Source organism: Microbacterium sp. NPDC090281 (assembly GCF_044769635.1).
Lineage (GTDB): Bacteria > Actinomycetota > Actinomycetes > Actinomycetales > Microbacteriaceae > Microbacterium.
The window spans coordinates 535,814-555,824 of the sequence record NZ_JBIVYH010000001.1; the positions used below are offsets into that span (position 1 = coordinate 535,814).

19 protein-coding genes are annotated in these 20,011 nt (G+C 68.1%); 14 read left to right on the forward strand and 5 right to left on the reverse strand.

Annotated features, from left to right (window positions below):
- Positions 1–46 precede the first annotated feature (46 nt).
- From iolC to ACIQTX_RS02620, 8 genes are read left to right on the forward strand one after another with little or no spacing between them, the layout of a single operon-like run.
- Positions 47–1,003, forward strand: coding sequence for a 5-dehydro-2-deoxygluconokinase (iolC, locus tag ACIQTX_RS02585; protein ID WP_402972933.1), 957 nt, complete (start codon positions 47–49; stop codon positions 1,001–1,003).
- 10 nt (positions 1,004–1,013) lie between these two features.
- Positions 1,014–1,904 (forward strand): deoxyribose-phosphate aldolase, encoded by an 891-nt coding sequence (locus tag ACIQTX_RS02590; protein WP_402968502.1) that lies wholly within the window; start codon positions 1,014–1,016, stop codon positions 1,902–1,904.
- Positions 1,905–1,913: 9 nt separating this feature from the next.
- Positions 1,914–3,482, forward strand: coding sequence for a CoA-acylating methylmalonate-semialdehyde dehydrogenase (locus ACIQTX_RS02595; RefSeq protein WP_402968505.1), 1,569 nt, complete (start codon positions 1,914–1,916; stop codon positions 3,480–3,482).
- Between the two features lie 7 nt (positions 3,483–3,489).
- On the forward strand, positions 3,490–4,470 hold the full coding sequence (gene iolB / locus ACIQTX_RS02600) for a 5-deoxy-glucuronate isomerase (protein ID WP_402968508.1): 981 nt from the start codon (positions 3,490–3,492) through the stop codon (positions 4,468–4,470).
- Positions 4,467–6,410, forward strand: a complete 1,944-nt coding sequence (iolD, locus tag ACIQTX_RS02605; protein ID WP_402968511.1) for a 3D-(3,5/4)-trihydroxycyclohexane-1,2-dione acylhydrolase (decyclizing) — start codon at positions 4,467–4,469, stop codon at positions 6,408–6,410. Before iolB ends, iolD begins: the two co-directional genes overlap by 4 nt.
- The gene (locus tag ACIQTX_RS02610) at positions 6,407–7,324 is read left to right on the forward strand and encodes a sugar phosphate isomerase/epimerase family protein (RefSeq protein ID WP_402968514.1); all 918 of its coding nucleotides are present in this window, start codon (positions 6,407–6,409) and stop codon (positions 7,322–7,324) included. Before iolD ends, ACIQTX_RS02610 begins: the two co-directional genes overlap by 4 nt.
- 55 nt (positions 7,325–7,379) lie before the next feature.
- Positions 7,380–8,390: an inositol 2-dehydrogenase gene (gene iolG / locus ACIQTX_RS02615; protein WP_402968517.1), complete on the forward strand. Its 1,011-nt coding sequence runs from the start codon at positions 7,380–7,382 to the stop codon at positions 8,388–8,390.
- Positions 8,387–9,184: a TIM barrel protein gene (locus ACIQTX_RS02620; RefSeq protein ID WP_402968520.1), complete on the forward strand. Its 798-nt coding sequence runs from the start codon at positions 8,387–8,389 to the stop codon at positions 9,182–9,184. Before iolG ends, ACIQTX_RS02620 begins: the two co-directional genes overlap by 4 nt.
- 6 nt (positions 9,185–9,190) lie before the next feature.
- Here the strand turns inward: ACIQTX_RS02620 and ACIQTX_RS02625 are convergent, their stop codons facing one another.
- Positions 9,191–10,375 (reverse strand): Gfo/Idh/MocA family protein, encoded by a 1,185-nt coding sequence (locus ACIQTX_RS02625; protein WP_402968523.1) that lies wholly within the window; start codon positions 10,373–10,375, stop codon positions 9,191–9,193.
- Positions 10,376–10,532: 157 nt separating this feature from the next.
- Here ACIQTX_RS02625 and ACIQTX_RS02630 point away from each other — a divergent pair, with 157 nt between their 5' ends.
- The 5 genes from ACIQTX_RS02630 (at position 10,533) to ACIQTX_RS02650 (ending at position 15,643) form a co-directional block, all read left to right on the forward strand.
- Positions 10,533–11,516, forward strand: a complete 984-nt coding sequence (locus ACIQTX_RS02630; RefSeq protein WP_105526061.1) for a sugar ABC transporter substrate-binding protein — start codon at positions 10,533–10,535, stop codon at positions 11,514–11,516.
- 53 nt (positions 11,517–11,569) lie between these two features.
- On the forward strand, positions 11,570–12,613 hold the full coding sequence (locus ACIQTX_RS02635; protein ID WP_402968526.1) for an ABC transporter permease: 1,044 nt from the start codon (positions 11,570–11,572) through the stop codon (positions 12,611–12,613).
- Positions 12,610–13,500, forward strand: a complete 891-nt coding sequence (locus ACIQTX_RS02640; RefSeq protein ID WP_402968529.1) for an ATP-binding cassette domain-containing protein — start codon at positions 12,610–12,612, stop codon at positions 13,498–13,500. Before ACIQTX_RS02635 ends, ACIQTX_RS02640 begins: the two co-directional genes overlap by 4 nt.
- A 103-nt stretch (positions 13,501–13,603) precedes the next feature.
- Positions 13,604–15,076: an MATE family efflux transporter gene (locus tag ACIQTX_RS02645; protein ID WP_105526058.1), complete on the forward strand. Its 1,473-nt coding sequence runs from the start codon at positions 13,604–13,606 to the stop codon at positions 15,074–15,076.
- A gap of 135 nt (positions 15,077–15,211) precedes the next feature.
- On the forward strand, positions 15,212–15,643 hold the full coding sequence (locus ACIQTX_RS02650; RefSeq protein ID WP_402968532.1) for a hypothetical protein: 432 nt from the start codon (positions 15,212–15,214) through the stop codon (positions 15,641–15,643).
- 18 nt (positions 15,644–15,661) lie between these two features.
- On the opposite strand, the gene ACIQTX_RS02655 is transcribed toward ACIQTX_RS02650, so the two are convergent.
- Positions 15,662–17,371, reverse strand: coding sequence for an AMP-binding protein (locus ACIQTX_RS02655; protein WP_402968535.1), 1,710 nt, complete (start codon positions 17,369–17,371; stop codon positions 15,662–15,664).
- Between the two features lie 291 nt (positions 17,372–17,662).
- The gene (locus ACIQTX_RS02660) at positions 17,663–18,130 is read right to left on the reverse strand and encodes an Lrp/AsnC family transcriptional regulator (protein ID WP_036273520.1); all 468 of its coding nucleotides are present in this window, start codon (positions 18,128–18,130) and stop codon (positions 17,663–17,665) included.
- Positions 18,131–18,242: 112 nt separating this feature from the next.
- On the opposite strand from ACIQTX_RS02660, the gene ACIQTX_RS02665 reads away from it, so the two are divergent.
- Entirely contained in the window at positions 18,243–19,493 is a 1,251-nt protein-coding gene (locus tag ACIQTX_RS02665; RefSeq protein ID WP_402968539.1) for a trans-sulfuration enzyme family protein, read from the forward strand.
- Between the two features lie 28 nt (positions 19,494–19,521).
- On the opposite strand, the gene ACIQTX_RS02670 is transcribed toward ACIQTX_RS02665, so the two are convergent.
- Both ACIQTX_RS02670 and ACIQTX_RS02675 read right to left on the reverse strand, forming a co-directional pair.
- Positions 19,522–19,656 (reverse strand): hypothetical protein, encoded by a 135-nt coding sequence (locus tag ACIQTX_RS02670; protein ID WP_402968542.1) that lies wholly within the window; start codon positions 19,654–19,656, stop codon positions 19,522–19,524.
- The gene (locus ACIQTX_RS02675) at positions 19,653–19,838 is read right to left on the reverse strand and encodes a hypothetical protein (RefSeq protein WP_402968545.1); all 186 of its coding nucleotides are present in this window, start codon (positions 19,836–19,838) and stop codon (positions 19,653–19,655) included. Before ACIQTX_RS02675 ends, ACIQTX_RS02670 begins: the two co-directional genes overlap by 4 nt.
- Positions 19,839–20,011 lie beyond the last annotated feature (173 nt).

Consider the following 20,011-nt stretch of genomic DNA (forward strand, 5'->3'; position numbering starts at 1 on the left):
TCGAGCATCGAGGCCGATGCCGCAGTACAGAGAGGTGTTCGCGCGCATGATCGCTACGCAGGACGCACCCGAGATCATCGCCTTCGGACGCCTCGGAGTCGATCTCTACCCGTTGCAGAGCGGGGTGGGTCTCGAAGACGTAACGAGCTTCGGCAAGTATCTCGGCGGCAGTGCTGCCAATGTGAGCGTCGCCGCCGCTCGACACGGTCGCCGGGTCGCTCTCGTCTCCCGCGTCGGCGACGACCCCTTCGGCCGCTACCTGCATCGCGAGCTCGACCGTCTCGGTGTCGACCGTTCGGGCGTCGCCGTGGATCCTCGGCTGAAGACGCCGTTGACGTTCTGCGAGATCTTCCCGCCCGACGACTTCCCGTTGTACTTCTACCGCGATCCGAAGGCGCCCGACCTGAACATCGACGCCACCCAGATCGACGTGGAGTCCCTGCGCGCCGCCGATCTCCTGTGGCTGACGGTGACCGGACTCAGCCAGGAGCCGAGTCGCGCGGCACACCTCGCTGCGATCGAGGCCAGAGGGCGCGCGCGGCATACGGTCCTCGACCTCGACTACCGGCCGATGTTCTGGAGCGATCCCGCAGAGGCGTCGGCGCAGGTCGACGCGGTTCTCGGGGGAGTGACCGTGGCGGTGGGCAACCGCGAGGAGTGCGAGATCGCGGTGGGGGAGACCGAGCCGCATCGAGCCGCCGACGCCCTGCTGGAGCGAGGCATCGAACTCGCCATCGTGAAGCAGGGACCGAGAGGTGTTCTCGCCAAGACTCGTGACGAGTCGGTCGAGGTGGCGCCCCTGACCATCGACGTCGTGAACGGTCTCGGTGCGGGCGACGCATTCGGCGGTGCGTTGTGCCACGGACTGCTGAGCGGGTGGGGGCTCGAGCGGGTCGTCCGCTTCGCGAATGCCGCAGGGGCGATCGCCGCCTCCAGGCTGGAGTGCTCGACGGCCATGCCGACGACGGCGGAGGTCGACACCGCCGTGGCAAGGGGGAACTGATATGGGCGGCATGCTGACCGCGTCCGACTTCGCGCGACTGCGAGAGGTGCGCTCCCGACGGCCCTACGAGATCGCCGATGCGCTGCGCACGCGCACCCGGCGGGAGGTGCTGAGCCCCGATGATCGGATGTTCATCGTCGCCGCAGACCATCCCGCCCGAGGAGCCCTGGCAGTCGGGGCGGATGCGACCGCGATGGCCGACCGGTACGACCTGCTCGACCGACTGGCGACAGCGCTCTCCCGCCCCGGAGTGGACGGCGTGCTCGGAACGCCCGACATCATCGACGACCTCGCGGCCCTCGGGCTGCTCGAGGGCAAGGTCGTCGTCGGCTCGATGAATCGGGGCGGCTTGCGCTCCGCGACATTCGAGATGGACGACCGCTTCACCGCATACGACGTGCCGAGCATCGTCGAGTCCCGGCTCGACTTCGCGAAGACCCTGATGCGCATCAACTTCGACGACGAAGGCACCTCGGCGACGCTCGAGGCGACGGCGCGCGCCGTGACGCAGGCGGCCGCCGCGCGACTGCCCATCATGCTCGAGCCGTTCCTGAGCGAGTGGAAGGACGGGCACGTCGTGAACGACCTCACCTCGGATGCCGTCATCCGCTCGATCGCGATCGCCGCCGGACTCGGCGGGAGCAGCGCCTACACCTGGATGAAGCTGCCGGTCGTCCCGGAGATGGAACGAGTGATGGCGGCGACGACCATGCCGACCGTCCTCCTCGGCGGTGATTCGCCGGACGGACCCGACGAGACCTTCGCCGCATGGGATGACGCGCTCTCGCTCGACGGCGTGCGGGGGCTGACCGCCGGCCGCACCCTGCTCTACCCGCCGGACGGCGATGTCGCGGCCGCCGTGGACATCGCGGCGCGGCTCGTCCACCCCACGCTGATCTGAGGAGTCCACATGACCATCGAGACGACCAACCCCCAGACCCCCGACCCCCAGAGGTCGGGGACAGCCGCCGACGTGCCGCAGATCGGCCACTGGATCGACGGCGCGCCGAGGCCTTCGACGAGCGGCCGCGCGGCCGACGTCTTCAACCCGGCGACCGGCGCCGTGATCGGCCGGGTCGCCCTGGCCGATGAGCGCGAGATCGCGGAGGCGATCGCCTCCGCCGAACGCGCACAGCGCGCGTGGGGAAGCACGTCGATCGCCAAGCGCCAGGCGGTGCTGTTCGCCTTCCGTGAGCTGCTCAACGCGAAGAAGGGCGAGCTCGCCGAGATCGTCACGCGTGAGCACGGCAAGGTGCTCTCCGACGCGATGGGCGAGATCCTCCGCGGTCAGGAGGTCGTCGAGCTCGCAACGGGGTTCCCGCATCTGATCAAGGGCGCGTACTCCGAGAACGTATCGACCGGCATCGACGTCTACTCGATCAAGCAGCCGCTGGGCGTGGTCGGCATCGTGAGCCCGTTCAACTTCCCCGTGATGGTGCCGATGTGGTTCTTCCCCATCGCGATCGCCGCCGGCAACGCGGTGGTGCTCAAGCCGAGCGAGAAGGATCCGTCGGCGGCGCTCTGGATGGCCGAGCTCTGGCGCGAGGCCGGGCTCCCGGACGGGGTGTTCACCGTGCTGCAGGGAGACAAACTCGCCGTCGACGGCCTGCTCACGAGCCCGGTGGTGCAGTCGATCTCGTTCGTGGGATCGACTCCGATCGCACAGTACATCTACGAGACCGCATCGCGTCATGGCAAACGGGTGCAGGCCCTCGGTGGTGCGAAGAACCACATGCTCGTCCTTCCCGACGCCGACCTCGACCTCGTCGCCGACCAGGCGATCAACGCCGGCTACGGTGCCGCGGGAGAGAGGTGCATGGCGATCTCGGTGCTGATCGCCGTCGAGCCGGTGGCCGACCGGCTCATCGAGAAGATCACCGATCGGATCTCCCGACTGCGCGTCGGCAACGGGGCCGGTGGTGCGGACGGCGAGCCCGACCTCGGTCCCCTGATCAGTGACGCCCATCGCGAGAAGGTCTCCGGCTATGTCGACATCGCCGCAGCGGACGGTGCGCGCATCGTCGTCGACGGCCGTGGGGTCGTCGTCGACGGGCACGAGGACGGCTTCTTCTTCGGACCGACGCTGATCGACGAGATCCCGCTCACCTCGAGGGCCTACCGGGAGGAGATCTTCGGTCCAGTGCTCTCGATCGTCCGTGTGGAGACCTTCCAGGAGGGCCTCGACTTGATCAACTCGGGGGAGTTCGGCAACGGCACGGCGATCTTCACCAACGACGGCGGTGCGGCTCGGCGGTTCCAGACCGAGGTGCAGGTCGGAATGATCGGCATCAACGTCCCGATCCCGGTTCCGGTCGCCTACCACTCCTTCGGCGGATGGAAAGCGTCGCTGTTCGGCGATGCGAAGGCATACGGTGTGCACGGGTTCGAGTTCTTCACGCGGGAGAAGGCGGTCACCAGCCGCTGGCTCGACCCCGCGACGCACGAGGGTATCAACCTCGGTTTCCCGCAGAACCGTTGAGGTGCGCATGAATGTGGAGAGAACTGCGGACGGTGGTGCGGACATGACGGCACGGTGGTTCAACCGTCGCGGCACGCTCGCCGTCGACGGCTGGGAGAGCGTCGTCGACGAGGGGCTGCCCGGCTGGGAGCACACCGGCCTGCAGGTCGGCAGCCTCGTCGAGGGGGCGTCTTTCCTGCTGGCCGACGCCGGTCGGGAGCGCATCATCGTCCCACTCGCCGGCCGGTTCACGGTCGAGGTCATCGAGGAGGGAGCGACGTCGACGATCGAGCTCGAGGGGAGACACTCGGTGTTCGACGGACCGACCGACGTGCTCTACCTCTCCTCGGCAGCTGCGGCCACGGTGCGGGGATCCGGTCGCTTCGCTGTCGCATCGTCGCCCACGAACGAGCGTCGACCCACGCGTCGGATCGCGGCGAGCGAGACCCCGGTCGAGCTCCGCGGCGCAGGATCCGCCAGCCGACAGGTGCACAACTTCGGCACACCACAGGCGCTCGACGCCGCGCGGCTGATCGTATGCGAAGTGATCACCCCCGCCGGCAACTGGTCGTCGTACCCTCCTCACAAGCACGACGAGAACGTGCCGGGCCACGAGTCCCGTCTCGAGGAGATCTACTACTTCGAGTCGGTTCGCTCCGATGGATCGGCGCGGGGGCCGGAGCGGGGGGAGGGCGCCGCTTTCGGACTGTTCAGCGCCTACTCGTCCCCTGCCGGGGAGATCGAGATCGATGCGATGGTGCGCTCCGGAGACATCGCGCTGGTGCCGTACGGCTACCACGGACCGGCTGCCGCGCCACCCGGCTACGACCTCTACTACCTGAACGTGATGGCGGGACCGGATGCGGAGCGGCAGTGGCTGATCTCCGACGATCCGGCGCACGCCTGGGCGCGCGACTCCTGGAAGGCGCTGCCCATCGACCATCGTCTGCCCTTCTCGGCGGGCGCAACTCTGCACGATGACGAGTCAGACGGAGGAGGCCGGCGATGACGGCGACCAGCAGGATGTCGGTCAGCCAGGCGCTGGTCGAGTTCCTCGCGAACCAGTGGACGGTGGACGGCGACATCCGCGAGCGGACGATCCCCGGTGTCTTCGGGATCTTCGGGCACGGCAATGTCGCAGGCATAGGACAGGCGCTGCGGCAGATCGATGCCGAGCGCCCCGGTGCGATGCCCTATCACCAGGCGCGCAACGAGCAGGCGATGGTGCACCAGTCGGTGGGGTACGCGCGGATGCACCGCCGCAGGTCGACCTTCGCCTCGGCGGCCTCCGTGGGTCCCGGTGCGACCAACATGCTCACCGGAGCAGCACTCGCCACGACGAACCGACTGCCGGCTCTACTCCTGCCGAGCGACACCTTCGCCACGCGCGTCGCCGACCCCGTGCTGCAGCAGCTCGAGCAGCCGTGGGACATCGGTCTCACCGTGAACGATGCCTTCCGTCCGCTCTCTCGCTTCTTCGACCGTGTGCAGCGTCCGGAGCAGCTGTTCTCGATCGCGTTGAACGCGATCCGCGTGCTCATGGACCCGGCGGAGACGGGAGCGGTCACCATCGCGCTGCCGGAAGACGTGCAGGCCGAGAGTATCGATGTGCCGCTGCCGTTCCTCGCCGAGCGCGAGTGGCATCTTCGCCGGCCTCTGCCGGAGCGTGGCGCTCTGGAGCGGGCCGTGCGGGCGATCCGCGCCGCGAAGCGTCCGTTCATCGTCGCCGGAGGCGGAGTGATCTACTCGGGTGCAGAAGGGCAGCTGCGGTCCTTCGTCGAGACGACCGGGATCCCCGTCGGTACCACTCAGGCGGGAGGGGGCAGTCTCGATTGGGGCCATCCTCAGTACGTCGGCGGCGTGGGCGCGACCGGGTCGACCGCGGCGAACAGGCTCGCAGCGGAGGCCGACCTGGTGATCGGCATCGGCACGCGTTACAGCGACTTCACGACCGGTTCGCGCACCGCGTTCCAGCATCCGGGAGTCGAGTTCGTCAACGTCAACGTCGCGGCGTTCGATGCCTACAAGCATGGCACGTCGCTGCCGGTGATCGCCGATGCGCGCGAGGGTCTCGTCGCACTCGCGGCCGCGCTGCCCGACCTGCTCGTGGCGCCCGAGTACGCCACGCGCATCGCTGCGGAGAAGCAGGAATGGGACGCCGCGGTCGATGCCGCTTTCCTGCCCTCGGGTCTCGCCAGGCCCGGCCAACCGGAGATCGTGGGCGCCGTGCAGGCGGCCACCGACCCCGAAGACGTGATCGTGCAGGCGGCGGGATCGCTGCCCGGAGACCTGCACAAGCTCTGGCGAGTGCGGGATCCGCTCGGATATCACGTCGAGTACGCCTTCTCCTGCATGGGCTACGAGATCGCCGGCGGACTCGGGGCCAAACGGGGAGCGCTCGCAGACGGCTCCGATCGCGACGTGGTCGTGATGGTCGGCGACGGCTCCTATCTGATGTTGAGCTCCGAGCTCGCGACCGTCGTGGCCGAGGGCATCAAACTCATCATCGTCATCGTGCAGAACCACGGATACGCGTCGATCGGGCACCTCTCCGAGACAGTGGGGTCCGAGCGGTTCGGCACCAGATACCGGATGCAGGACGACCCGCAGCACGGCGAACGGCTGCTGCCGGTCGATCTCGCGATGAACGCACGCAGCTACGGGCTCGACGTCGTGGAGATTGCGGCAACACCTTCGGCGATCGACGACCTCTCGGCAGCGCTCGCCGCAGCCAAGGCGTCGCCGCGATCGACCGTGATCCACATCGAGAGCGATCCGCTGCGCTACGCCCCCGACGGGGAGGGTTGGTGGGACGTACCGGTGCCCGAGGAGTCCTCGCTGCCGTCTACCCGTCGGGCACGGCGGGAGTACGAGCGGCGTCGCACCGCACAGCGACCGCTGCTGGGCGGCGAAGGTCCGCTGGACGTCGACGCGGGGAGCGGGAAGTGAGGGCGACGGTGGCCGGCGCTCCCGTGAGTTTCGGCGTGTTCGAGCTGACGCCGGAAGGCGCGGAGACGATCACGCCCGACGACCTGCTCGCGACCCTCGCTGAGTCCGGCTATCGGGGAGTCGACCTCGGGCCCTCGGGATTCTTCGGTCAGGGAGCCCGGTTGCGCGAGCGGCTTCGGAGCCACGGACTGGAGCTCGCCGGAGGCTGGGTGCAGCTGCCGTTCTCGGATGACGAGGCGTTCGAAGCCGCATTGCCGGAGCTGCACGAGACGCTGCGGGCATTCTCCGACGCCGCGGAGGAGGGGCCGGACCGGTTGCCGCTGCCGACGCTCGCCGACGGCGGATCGGTCGCGCGTCAGGGGGCGCCGGGCCGCGGAGCCGATGTCGATCCGCTCGCCGACGCCGCCTGGGGGCGCCTGCTGGCGAACACGGAACGTGCGGCGGCCATCGTGCGCGCTGCCGGTTTCGAGCCGACCTTCCACCATCACGCCGGCACCTTCGTGGAGTCTCCGGACGAGATCGACCGGTTCCTCGCGAACGTCGATGTCGATCTCACGCTCGACACCGGGCATCTGTTCATCGCCGGGGGCGATCCGCTCGACGCCGTGCAGCGCTGGGGAGACCGCATCAATCACCTGCACCTCAAAGACGTCGACCTCGCCGCTCTCACCCGAGTGCTCGCCGCTGGGGGTGGGATGCGCGAGGTCTGGTCCTCCGGGGCGTTCGTCGCCTTCGGGCAGGGCGACATCGATCTCGGCGCCGTGATGAACGCCGTCGATGCCCGAAGCTTCGACGGATGGATCGTCGTCGAGCAGGACGTGCTCAACGGGCCGGACGTCTCGCTCTCCGCGTTCCGCGCCGCGCGTGGGGCCGACCAGGTCCGCAACCGTGAGGCGTTGCGCCCCTGGGCGTGACGGTCTCCTTCCCGAATCCCTCTCCGTACACATCCTCTCCACGAAAGACGGCACGATGTCACACGCTCCCCTCCGCTTCGGTTTGATCGGTACCGGACGCATCGGCCAGGTGCACGCCGCGAGTATCGCCGCCGATCCTGACGCGCAGCTCATCCGCATCGCCGACCCGTTCGTCGACGGCGCCCTTCGCGTCGCGGCGACCTACGGCGGCACCGCGACCGATACGCCGGAAGACGTGTTCACCGCCGGCGATGTGGACGCGATCCTGATCGCCTCGCCGACGCCGACGCACGTCGACCTCATCGCGCGGGCCATCGACGCCGGCATCCCCGTGCTGTGCGAGAAGCCGATCGACCTCGACATCGCCAGAGTCGACGCCCTGCGATCGCGGGTCGTCTCGTCCGGCGTGCCGGTCGCGCTCGGCTTCAACCGCCGCTTCGACCCCGCGTTCGCAGCAGTCAGGGCGCGCGTCGCGGCGGGCGAGATCGGTACGCTCGAACAGCTGACCATCATCAGCCGCGACCCGTCGGCACCGCCGGCCGATTACGTCGCCGTGTCCGGGGGCATCTTCCGCGACATGACGATCCACGACTTCGACATGGCGCGGTTCTTCCTGCCCGACATCGTCGAGGTCTCAGCCTCCGGCTCGACGACGTTCGACGCCGGTGCTGCTCAGCACGGGGATTTCGACACTGCCGTGACGACGCTGCGTGCGGCATCCGGCGCTCTCGTGACGATCGTCAACTCGCGTCACAGCGCCGTCGGCTACGACCAGCGCATCGAGGCGTTCGGAGCTGCAGGAATGCTGCAGGTGGCGAATGCGCCGACCAGCCTCGTGAGTCTGTCGACCGCTGCGGCCGTCGAGGCGAAGCCGCCATACGAGCCGTTCTTCCTGGAGCGCTACGCGGCTGCGTACGCGGCGGAGCTGCACGAGTTCATCCGCCTCGTCCGAGGGGAAGCTTCGACCAGCCCGACCTTCGAAGACGGTCGGGCTGCCCTGATCCTCGCGGATGCCGCGCAGCGCTCCGCAACCGAGCGCGTCGTGGTGCCGGTGGATCTGCGATGAGCGGAATCCTGCCGCCTGCCCGCTACCGTCTGGCCGCCTCGGCGGAGATGCTCCACACCGGACTCGATTTCGTGGAGCGCGTCCGACGATTGCACGAGCGGGGATTCGAGGTGGAGATCTGGGACTGGAGCACCAAGGATCTGCCGGCGCTCGCTGCGACCGGTGCGGTGTTCTCCTCGATGACCGGTTACCTGCGGGGCGACCTCACGACACCGGACGGCATCGCCGAGCTCATCGCCACGGCGGAGGAGTCGTTGCGGATGGCGGAGCTGATCGATGTGCCGCGACTGAACCTGCACGGCACGGGCCTCGCTTCGGACGGGCTGCCGGTGCGCCCTCGTGGCGAGGTCGCCGAGGGCGAGTGGGCAACGGCGACCGAGACGCTCGGACGACTGGCCCAGCTCGGTGCACGGGAAGGTCGCGTGTTCACCCTCGAGAACCTCAACACGGCCGTCGATCATCCGGGCACCCCGTTCGCCCGTGCAGCCGACACGCTCCGACTCGTGCGCGCCGTCGACGCGCCGGCCCTGCGCCTCAATCTCGACCTCTATCACGCGCAGATCGGTGAGGGGAACCTCGTCGAGCTGGTGCGGGAGGCGCTGCCGTGGGTCGGGGAGATCCAGGTCGCCGACGTGCCGGGGCGCTGCGAGCCCGGTACGGGAGAGATCCGGTTCGAGGCGATCGCCGCGGAGCTGCGCGAACTCGGCTACGACGGCGTGATCGGTCTCGAGGGCTGGGCTCGGGGCGACACGGATGCCGCGCTGGACGCGTTCCGGACCGCCTTCGGGGTCTGATCCCGCTCAGGCATCGTAGGTCGTCGAGCCTGTCACCGTCGGCACCGACTCCCATGACCCGGATGCTGCGCTGCGCTGCGCAGCATCCACAATCTCGGCGGCCGACCAGGCATCGGATGCCGACGGCGCGAGCTGCGCCCCCTCGGCCACCGACCGCAGGAACAACGATGCCTCGATGGTCTTCAGGTCGTCGAAGCCCATCGACGTGCCGGCGCCCGGCTGGAAACGTGCGAAGTCGCCGAAGTCGGGTCCGGCCATCACGGTCCGATACCCCGAGGCGTCGTCGGCGAGCTGGAGTTCGTTCAGCCGCTGGAAGTCCCACCGCAGCGAGCCCTTGGTGCCGTACACCTCGATGCGGTACTCGGCACGGGGGCCGATCGCGACCCGGCTGGACTCCAGCACCGCGACGGCGCCCGAATCGAACCGCGCGAGGATCGCGGCGTAGTCCTCGTTCTCCACCTCGCCGGTGGGGCCTCCACTGGTCCCCCTGCTGAAGTGGCTCGTCGCGCCGCCGGCAGGCAGGGGCCTGGTGCGGATGAAGGTCTCGGTGAGTCCGCTGACCTCGCTGATCCTGCCGACGACGTACTGCGCCAGATCGGCACCGTGCGAGAGCAGGTCGCCGAGCACGCCGGTGCCGGCGCGTTCCCGGTTGAATCGCCAGGTGAGCGCACCCTCGGGGTCGGCGGAGTAGTCGGCCAGCAGCGCGACTCTGACGTTCGTGATCGTGCCGAGCGCGCCATCGCGCACCAGGCGCCTGGCATATGCGATCGCGGGCGCATGCCGGTAGTTGAAGCCCACGGAGGTGACGAGCCCGGCCTCCGCGGCACCCTGCGCGATCTCCCTCGACTCGCGCGCGCCCCGGCCCATGGGCTTCTCGATCCAGAACGGCTTGCCGGCGGAGATGGCGGCCAGAGCGATCTCATGGTGGAGGAAGTTCGGCGAGCAGATCGAGACGACGTCGACGTCGGGATGCGCGATCAGCTCCTGGTAGTCCGTCGTGGTCTCGCGATAGCCGAGCACGCTCGAGGCATGATCGCGGCCCACGGCATCGGGGTCGGCGGCGACCGTCAGCTCGGCGATCACGGGGAGGTCGGGGTAGTGGCGGTGCGCCTCGAGATAGGCGCGCGAGTGCAGACGCCCCATCCATCCGACCGAGACCAGACCGACTCCGATGTGCTTCTTCGCCACCACGAGCGACTCCTTCCGTTTGATCCAGGTTACATGAAGAGGAGATGTTGACAGAATGTATTGACATTTGATTTCCGCGGTGTCAGACTCGCCCTGACACCGACGTCATGAATGTGGGACGTGTCGACGTCGACAGCATCCGCATCGAAGGGAAACCGAAATGAAGAAGCCCCTCATCGGCGTTCTGGGGATCGCCGCCGCAGCCGCGCTGCTGCTGTCGGCATGCTCCGGGACCGGGCAGGAACCGACGACCGACACCCAGGGGGGTGGCGACACGAAGTCGTCCGACCTGAGCTACGCGGTCGTCACGCACGCCGCACCGGGCGACGCGTTCTGGGACCGCGTCAAGTCCGGCGCGGAGAAGGCCGGCGCCGACTACGGCGCGGACGTCACCTACAACTCCGACCCGGACCCCGCCAAGCAGTCGCAGCTCATCGACAACGCGATCGCCCAGGGCGTCGACGGCATCGTCGTCTCGATGGCCAACCCGGACGGCGTGAAGGCGAGCGTCGAACGCGCCGTCGAGGCCGGTATCCCCGTAGTGACCATCAACTCGGGTATCGAGAAGTTCGCCGAGTTCGGCGCGATCACGCACATCGGTCAGAGCGAGTCCATCGCCGGTGCCGCCGTGGGTGAGCGTCTGGGTGAAGAGGGCGCGACCAACGCGCTCTGCGTCATCCAGGAGGCCGGCAACATCGGGCTCGAGGAGCGTTGCGCAGCGGCCGCCGGTGCCTTCAGCGGTTCGATGGCGAATCTGCAGGTCGACGGCACGAACGACGCCGAGGTCAAGGCCACCATCAAGTCGAAGCTCCAGGCCGATCCTTCCATCGACGCCGTGCTCACGCTCGGCGGGCAGTACGCGATCGATGCGGTCGGTGCCGTCGAGGAGTCCGGCAGCGCGGCGAAGGTCGCGACCTTCGACCTCTCGGAGGATGTCGTGGCCGCAGTGGCCGACGGCAAGATCTCGTTCGCGGTCGACCAGCAGCCGTACGTGCAGGGTTTCCTCGGGGTGACGGCGCTCTACCTCAAGAGCACCAACGGCAACGACATCGGCGGTGGACAGCCGGTGTACTCCGGGCCGGCGTTCGTCACGAAGGACAACGCGGCACAGGTCGCCGAGTTCGCCAAGAAGGGCACGCGCTAGGCATCCGGCAGGGGACGGGGCGACCCGTCCCCTCTCGGCGAAAGGACTGAGTGATGACAACGACCGACATCGTCGCGGTGGGGAACAGACCCCGTCTCGAGCGACGACCCCTGCGCAATCTGCTCGTGCGTCCGGAGATGGGTGCACTCGTCGCGGCACTCGCGGTGATGATCTTCTTCTCCGTGTACACGCAGAGCTTCATGACGGCCGCCGGTGCGGGCGTGTGGCTGGAATCCGCGTCGACTTTCGGCATCATGGCCGTGGCGGTCGCCCTGTTGATGATCGGCGGTGAGTTCGATCTCTCGGCAGGAGTGCTGACGGGGTTCACCGCTCTCGTGGTCGGTGTCCTCACCACGCAGTACGGGCTCAACATCTGGCTCGCCGTCCTGGTCTCGCTCGTGCTCGCGCTGTCTATCGGCGCTCTCAACGGCATCCTCGTGATGAAGACCGGGCTGCCGAGCTTCATCATCACCCTCGGCACCTTCTTCGTGCTCGCGGGTGTCGATCTCGCAGTCACCAAGCTCATCACCGGTCAGGTGGCCATCCAGGGCATGACGAAGGTGCCGTTCTACGACAGCATCCAACCCCTGTTCGGCTCGTCGATCTCGATCGGCGGAGGCACGTTCTACATCTCGGTGCTCTGGTGGTTCATCGTCACGGCTGTCGCCACCTGGGTGCTGCTGCGCACCCGCCCAGGTAACTGGATCTTCGCGGTCGGCGGCGCGGCGACCGCATCGCGTCAGGTGGGCGTTCCCGTCCTCAAAACCAAGATCGGCCTCTTCATGGTGACCGCAGGCGCGGCCTGGCTGGTCGGGATGATCTCGCTGTTTCGCACCTCCACGGTGCAGGCGAACACGGGTGTCGGCCAGGAATTCATCTACATCATCTGCGCGGTGGTGGGCGGCTGCCTGATGACGGGAGGCTTCGGTTCGGCGATCGGGGCGGCGCTGGGCGCCCTCATCTACGGCATGGTCTTCCAGGGGATCACCTTCGCCCAGTGGGACACGAACTGGTTGCGCACGTTCCTCGGGGCGATGCTGCTGCTGGCCGTGTTCCTGAACCATTGGGTGCGGCTCAGAGCAGGAGGAGTGAAATGAGCGGGGTCATCACGGGCGTGCCCGTCGTCGAGGTGCGAGACATCGGCAAGAGCTACGGACCGGTGAACGCGCTCGCCGGGGTGAGCACCACGGTGAACGCCGGGCAGGTGACGTGCGTCCTCGGTGACAACGGCGCGGGCAAGTCGACCTTCATCAAGATGCTGGCGGGGGCTCACGCGCCGTCCACCGGCGAACTGCTCGTCGACGGGCAGCCGGTGTCGTTCTCTTCGCCGAGAGCGGCTCTGGACGTCGGTATCGCGACCGTGTACCAGGATCTCGCCGTGGTGCCCCTGATGCCGGTATGGCGGAACTTCTTCCTCGGATCCGAGCTGGCGAAGGGGTGGGGGCCGCTGCGCCGGCTCGACGTCAAGCGGATGAAGCAGATCACCTACACCGAGCTTGCGAACATGGGGATCGATCTGCGAGATGTCGACCAGCCGATCGGCACGCTCTCCGGTGGTGAGCGTCAGTGCGTCGCAATCGCTCGTGCCGTGTACTTCGGCGCGAGAGTGCTCATCCTCGACGAGCCAACGGCCGCGCTCGGAGTGAAGCAGTCCGGCGTGGTGTTGAAGTACATCGCCAGAGCTCGTGATCGCGGGCTGGGCGTCGTGTTCATCACGCACAACCCGCATCACGCATACCCGGTGGGTGACCGGTTCCTCCTGCTCAACCGCGGCACGAGCATCGGCAACTTCGAGAAGGCGGAGATCTCGCTCGCACAGCTCACCAGCATGATGGCCGGCGGGGCTGAGCTGGATTCCCTCGCGCACGAACTGGAACGCGAGATCGGCGATAACTCGCCGGTCGTGCAGGAGGTGCTCCGGGAGGCGGAGGAAGCCGACGCACTCGACGTCGTGAACCCTCGGACGACCGCACCGCGAGAGTGAGGTCGACAGGCGGAATGCCGTTCCGGTATTCCGCTTCACCGAATCGATTCGATAGGCTTGCTCCACCCCCGATCACCCCCTCAGTTCTGCGAGCCGCTCCTTCATGGCCACCTCCCTCACCACGGGCCGCCCGTGGCGCGTCATCCTTGCCTTCTCCATCCCCCTCCTCCTCGGCAACGTGGTGCAGCAGCTGTACCAGTTCGCCGACGCCATCGTCGTCGGACGGCACCTCGGTGTGACCTCGCTCGCAGCCGTCGGCGCGACCGGCAGCCTGCTGTTCCTGCTGCTCGGGTTCGCCTGGGGACTGACGAGCGGCTTCGCCATCCCGATCGCGCAGGCGTTCGGCGCGCGAGACGACGCCGCCGTGCGCCGATCGGTCGCGACGGGAGTGCTGCTCAGCGGCATCGCGAGCGTGATCCTGACCATCGGCGCACCCCTCCTCGCCGGCCCGATCCTCGCCCTGCTCCAGACGCCACCCGAGCTGATGGCAGAGGCCACGATCTTCACGCAGATCAGCTTCCTCGGTGCCAGTGCCACGATGTTCTTCAACTACCTCTCCGCGATCATCCGTGCGATCGGCGACTCGAAGACGCCGCTGGTGTTCCTCACCGTCTCGTGCGCGTTGAACGTCGGGCTCGTCGTGCTGATGGTCGGACCCCTCGAATGGGGTGTCGGCGGCGCCGCACTCGCGACCGTCGTCGCGCAGGCCGTCTCGGTCGCGCTGTGCCTCGAGTTCGTGCGCCGACGCCTGCCGATGCTGCACCTGCGCCGTGCCGACTGGCGCATCACGCGGGGCGACATCGCCGAGCACCTCCGCCTCGGACTGCCCATGGGCTTCCAGGCGTCGATCATCGCGATCGGCACGCTCACGGTGCAGGTGGCGTTGAACACCCTGGGAGCCGACGCGGTCGCCGCCTACACGACGGGCTCCCGCGTCGACAGCCTCGCGGTCGCCCTGCTCTCCTCGCTCGGACTCGCGGTCTCGATGTACGCGGCGCAGAACCACGGCGGTCGTCGCCCCGACCGCATCCGTCGCGGTGTGGTCGAGGCGACCTGGATGGCGGTCGTGGCCGGAGTGGTCCTCGGCGGTCTGCTGATCGCCTTCGGCGCCCCGATGGTGCGCCTGTTCATCGGCGAGGGCTCTGACATCGTCGTCGAACAGGCCCACCTGATGCTCATCGTCAACGGCTGCGGCTATTGGGCGCTCGGCATGCTGTTCGTGCTGCGCGGCGCACTGCAGGGACTCGGTCACACGCTCGTGCCCACCGTGACCGGTGTGATCGAGCTGGTCATGCGCGTCGGGGCGGCCATCGTGCTGGGGGCGTGGATCGGGTTCGAGGGCGTCGCATTGAGCAATCCGCTCGCCTGGCTCGGCGCGATCGTGCTGCTCGTGCCGGCCTACATCCGTGCGCACAGGGCACTCGGGCGGCTGCCCATCGACCCGGCTGAGACGACCGAGACCTCGGCCATCGCGATCGTCGGTCCCACCGACGGCTCGATGGTCGTGGACGCTGTCGTCACCCAGCCGGTCCGGGTCGTGCGTGCCCGCCGCTTGCGCTGGCCGCGCCGCCGCTGAAACCCCGCGCCGACTCGTCCGATCCGGGCGGATATCCGTCTGCAGGATGATGCAGGTAGGACTTGAGGCGGATGCCCTTTTCGGGAGACACTTCTAATGTCGAATTAGTGGAGTAACCACTGACGGGGGGTCGTCATGACGACAATGAGAGTGGCCAGCGATCTGGCTGCGTTGATGGTGCCGATCGGTTACGTGGGCGCGGCGCTCGCCGCCGTCTTCGCGATCGTCGCGGCGGTCGCGATCGTCCGAGGAGCCGGAGGGCTTGTCGGGGGCGCGGTCGGAGGGTGGATCGTCGCCGCGCTGCTGAGTTTCACGGCGTCATTCGCACAGGTGTGGATGCCGCTGATCCTGGCGGGCGCAGCACTCGCGTCGATGCTGCTGATCGGTGGCGTCGTGCGTGCTCTCGTGAACGCGGCCGGAGTCGGACGAGCGGACCGCGCGATCGAGGAGCCGCTGCCGAAGGCGGTTCCCGCAGCCAAGACCGCAGCCAAGACCGCCGGTGTGAACGTGACGAAGCCGGTGACCGCGAAGAGCGCAGTGACCGGGTCGATCGCGATCGTTCGCTGACCGACCGCGGCTGAGAGCTCAGCGGTAGTCGCGGTCGCGGTGCTGCCGTGTCTCGTCACCGGACTCCACTCGCGCGACCTCGCGCGCCCGCAGCTCGACACGGCGGATCTTCCCGGAGATCGTCTTCGGCAGCTCAGGTACGAACTCGATGATCCGCACCCACAGATGCGACGACAGTCTCTCGTGCGCGTAGGCGAAGATCGCGCGCGCGGCGTCGCCCTCGGCTGCCGTGGCATCCGGGGTCAGGCAGACGTAGGCCTTCGGAACGGCGAGTCGTGTCGGATCGGGACTCGGGATCACGGCCGCCTCGATCACGAGGTCGTGTTCGAGCAGCACCGACTCGAGCTCGAAGGGCGAGATCTTGTAGTCGGAGGCCTTGAACACGTCGTCGGAGCGACCGACGTAGGTGAGGTAGCCGTCGTCATCGCGCACTGCGATGTCGCCCGTGTGGTGATACCCACCCATCCGTGACTCGGCGGTCTTCTCGGGGTCGTCGTAGTACCCGGCCATGAGTCCGAGCGGCGGGTGGGACAGGTCGAGCGCGATCTCTCCCTCGCCCTCGACGACCTCTCCGGTGACGGGGTCGAGCAGCACGACCGGGTACCCGGGCAGCGGGCGTCCCATCGAGCCGACCTTCACCGTCTGGCCGGGGGAGTTGCCGATGCAGGCTGTCATCTCGGTCTGCCCGAAGCCGTCGCGGATCGTGCCTCCCCACGCGACTCGCACCCGGTCGATGACCTCGGGGTTCAGTGGCTCACCCGCACCGACCAGCTCGCGAGGAGGGTGGGTGAGACGAGCGAGATCGGCCTGGATCAGCATCCGCCACACGGTCGGCGGCGCGCAGAAGGTCGAGACGTGATGGGTATCCATGACCTGCATGAGAGTGTTCGCATCGAAACGGGCGTAGTTGTACACGAACACGGTCGCCTCAGCGAGGAACGGCGAGTAGAAGCTCGACCACGCGTGCTTGGCCCAGCCGGGGGATGAGATGTTGAGGTGCACGTCGTCCGGGCGCACGCCGAGCCACCACATGGTCGACAGGTGTCCGATCGGGTAAGACGCGTGCGTGTGCTGCACGAGCTTCGGCCGGTTCGTCGTGCCCGAGGTGAAGTAGAGCAGCGCGGTGTCGGACGAGGGTGTCGGAGCATCGGGCTCGAAGGTCGTCGGTGCGGTGGTCGCATCGTCGAAGCGCGCCCAGTCGGAGGGGACGCTGTCGCCCACGCCGATGCGCAGGACGGCGGAGCCGATGTCGGCGAGGCGGTCGGCGAGGGTGCCGAGCGTGATGACCGCGCCGGCGCGACCGTGGTCGACACGGTAGGCGAGGTCCGAGGCGGAGAGCAGCGTCGAGGTGGGGATCGACACGGCGCCGATCTTCGTGATCGCCAGCATCACCTCCCACAGCTCGATCGTGTTGTTCAACATCACGATCACGTGATCGCCCCGGCTGATGCCGAGCCCGCTGAGCCATGCGGCCACCTGGTCGGATCGCGTGGACAGCTCGCCGTAGGTCCAGGAGCGCACGCTCAGGTCGGCCTCGACGATCTGCACAGCCGGCCGGTCAGGACGCTCGCCAGCGATGACGTCGAACCACTCCAGCGCGAAGTTGAACTCGTCGACCTCGGGCCAGGCGAATCCCGCACGGGCCGCCGCGTAGTCCGTCGCGTTGGCGAAGAGGAAGTCCCGCATCTCGCGGATGGTGTGCGTGGCTGCGGTGGCGCTGCGGCTCATGGTGCTCCCTTGCTCCTGGCTGACGTGCTCCGTTGCTGACGTGCTCCGTTGCTGACTTGCTCCGTTGCTGACGTGCCTTCCATCCTCGCGCACGCGCCTGCTCCTCCGCCGCTCCGGTCGCACTTCGTGTCGCCCTCCGCCGCTCCGGTCGCACTTCCTGCCGCCCGCGGGCCCGCTGGAGCGGCAGCAACTGCGACCGGAACGAGGGGATGCTCAGGATGCGGTCTCGGAAGAGCTCGTCGGCGCGGTGGCCGCCGCGCTCTGACCCGACGAGATCGAGCCCGTCGTGGCCTACTGGGGGAGCACTCCCGGGCCGTCGCGAAGTTCGAACACGAGTTGCGTCTCGGTACCGCGCACGACCGGGTGGACAGTGATGTGCTCGAGCACGATGTCGCGGAGCGCCGTCGCGTCCTGCACGGCGACATGCACGAGGAAGTCGTCGACGCCGGCGACGTGGAAGACCTGAAGCACGCGCGGGATGTCGGCGAGCGCGTCGAACAGTGCCGTCACCTTCTCGCCGGTGTGGTTCGCGAGGCGCACCTTGATGATCGCCTGCAGGGGGAAGCCGAGTGCTGCCCCGTCGATGCGGATGCGGGTGTCGCGGATCACCCCGCGCTCGCGCAGTGCACGCACTCGGTGTGCGCACGTCGATTCGGCGAGGCCGAGCCGATGCGCCAGCGCCTTGTTCGTCGTCTCGGCGTCACGGCTGAGGACCGCGAGCAGTTCGAGGTCGATCTCGTCGAGTTGCGCTTTCGCCAACGGGGCGCCCCTTCTCGTGCCGGATATTGCACAGAATAGCGTCAACGCGTGATTCAATAGTGGCTTCTGTCAACTTCCTGCGGTATTTCTGTGATTCCGGCAGCCTGGAGTCATGACTGCACCGTTGCATCCTGATACCGTCGCCGTTCACAGCGGCCGCTCCGATCTGGAGGGTCTCGGAGTGCACGCGCTGCCGATCGACCTGTCGACGACGAACCCGCTTCCCGACATCGAGCGTGGCGGAGACTCCTACGAGGCGATGGCGACGGGCGGGCGTCCTCCTGCCGACGGCAGCATGGTCTACGCGCGGCTGTGGAACCCCACGGTTGCCCGCTTCGAGGAGGCACTCGCCGAGCTCGAGCACGCCGAGGCTTCAGTCGCCTTCGCTTCGGGCATGGCCGCGATGACCGCCGTGATCCTGGCGCACACCGGCGCGACCGGCCTGAGGCATGTCGTCGCGGTGCGTCCGCTCTACGGTGGCACCGACCATCTGCTCGGTTCCGGGCTGCTCGGCGTCGAGACGACCTACTGCCACCCCGACGAAGTGGCAGCGGCCATGCGGCCGGACACCGGCCTCGTGGTCGTCGAGACCCCGGCGAACCCGACACTCGACATCGCCGACATCGCTGATGTGGTGCGCCAGTCCGGGTCGGTCCCGGTCGTGGTCGACAACACCTTCGCGACTCCGGTGCTGCAGAACCCGATCGATCTGGGCGCGGCGATGTCACTGCACAGCGCCACGAAGTACCTCGGCGGCCACGGTGATGTGATCGCCGGTGTCGTCGCCTGCAGCGAAGAGACCGCGGAGGCCCTGCGCCGCGTGCGGGCGGTGACCGGGGGGCTGCTGCATCCGCTCGGGGCCTACCTGTTGCATCGCGGACTCACGACCCTGCCGGTGCGGGTGCGGCACCAGCAGGAGAGTGCGCGGCGGGTCGTGCAGTGGCTGATCGACCGTCCCGAGGTCGCCGAGGTCTTCTATCCGGGGCTCGATGGAGATCCGCGCGGCATCCTGGAGCGACAGATGCGCGGCACCGGCGCGATGATCGCGATGCGGATGCGGGGCGGGTTCGCCGCCGCATCCGCCGTCACGACCGCGACGACCCTGTTCACCCATGCCGTCTCGCTCGGCGGGGTGGATTCGCTGATCCAGCATCCGGCGGCGCTCACTCATCGCCCGGTGCCGCCCGAGGCCCGGCCCGCCGCCGACGTGCTGCGGCTGTCGATCGGCCTGGAGGATGTCGACGACCTCATCGCCGACCTCGCCCAGGCGTTCGCCGGCGTTCCGGCCTTCGAGGTCGAAGCGCCCCTCCCCGGCCGGGTCACCTCCTCGAGCGCGACACACCGGGGGGCGGTTCGCGCCTGAGGAGGTGGCTCGGCGCTGTCGAGGCGAGTCAGAGCGAGGGGAGTCGAATGGTCCCGGTCGCGATGCGCTCGGTCGGCGTCCGGTCGCGGCCGTAGGTGATGCGGTCGTAGCCGTGCGGGGTCGGCACCCCGTCTTCGTCGAGGCTGCACTTGCGCGTGATCATGTTGCGGGCGACCGCGCGACTGTTTGCTGGTAAGGGACGACTACTGGGGTCAGCAATACCGAACGGCCAGTCTCAGCCGCATAGGTCTCCTGGAACTCATATGCATCGTCTTCGATGTCGAATACGCCGATGAAACCAGGCTCGTCCTCCAAATACACAATCCAAACCGCCATGGCTGACATGTACCACCCTCCTCCACGGTCCCGAACTTCATATGGACAGCCCCGAGGCAGCCACAGCGCTCAACCAGTATCGACGACCTGACCGGCAATATCTGTCGGCCACTCGGGGGACTCCGCGCCCTCACGAACCTGATCGAACCTCTCGAAGCCGAACACGATCAACGCGGCGCTGT

Coding starts and splice junctions, on each gene's coding strand:
- ACIQTX_RS02630 (WP_105526061.1), top strand. CDS start 10,533: ATGAAGAAGCCCCTCATCGGCGTTCTGGGGATCGCCGCCGCAGCCGCG.
- ACIQTX_RS02675 (WP_402968545.1), bottom strand. CDS start 19,838: ATGTCAGCCATGGCGGTTTGGATTGTGTATTTGGAGGACGAGCCTGGT.
- ACIQTX_RS02635 (WP_402968526.1), top strand. CDS start 11,570: ATGACAACGACCGACATCGTCGCGGTGGGGAACAGACCCCGTCTCGAG.
- iolB (WP_402968508.1), top strand. CDS start 3,490: ATGAATGTGGAGAGAACTGCGGACGGTGGTGCGGACATGACGGCACGG.
- ACIQTX_RS02655 (WP_402968535.1), bottom strand. CDS start 17,371: ATGAGCCGCAGCGCCACCGCAGCCACGCACACCATCCGCGAGATGCGG.
- ACIQTX_RS02595 (WP_402968505.1), top strand. CDS start 1,914: ATGACCATCGAGACGACCAACCCCCAGACCCCCGACCCCCAGAGGTCG.
- ACIQTX_RS02620 (WP_402968520.1), top strand. CDS start 8,387: ATGAGCGGAATCCTGCCGCCTGCCCGCTACCGTCTGGCCGCCTCGGCG.
- iolD (WP_402968511.1), top strand. CDS start 4,467: ATGACGGCGACCAGCAGGATGTCGGTCAGCCAGGCGCTGGTCGAGTTC.
- ACIQTX_RS02645 (WP_105526058.1), top strand. CDS start 13,604: ATGGCCACCTCCCTCACCACGGGCCGCCCGTGGCGCGTCATCCTTGCC.
- iolC (WP_402972933.1), top strand. CDS start 47: ATGATCGCTACGCAGGACGCACCCGAGATCATCGCCTTCGGACGCCTC.
- iolG (WP_402968517.1), top strand. CDS start 7,380: ATGTCACACGCTCCCCTCCGCTTCGGTTTGATCGGTACCGGACGCATC.
- ACIQTX_RS02640 (WP_402968529.1), top strand. CDS start 12,610: ATGAGCGGGGTCATCACGGGCGTGCCCGTCGTCGAGGTGCGAGACATC.
- ACIQTX_RS02650 (WP_402968532.1), top strand. CDS start 15,212: ATGACGACAATGAGAGTGGCCAGCGATCTGGCTGCGTTGATGGTGCCG.
- ACIQTX_RS02590 (WP_402968502.1), top strand. CDS start 1,014: ATGCTGACCGCGTCCGACTTCGCGCGACTGCGAGAGGTGCGCTCCCGA.
- ACIQTX_RS02670 (WP_402968542.1), bottom strand. CDS start 19,656: ATGATCACGCGCAAGTGCAGCCTCGACGAAGACGGGGTGCCGACCCCG.
- ACIQTX_RS02665 (WP_402968539.1), top strand. CDS start 18,243: ATGACTGCACCGTTGCATCCTGATACCGTCGCCGTTCACAGCGGCCGC.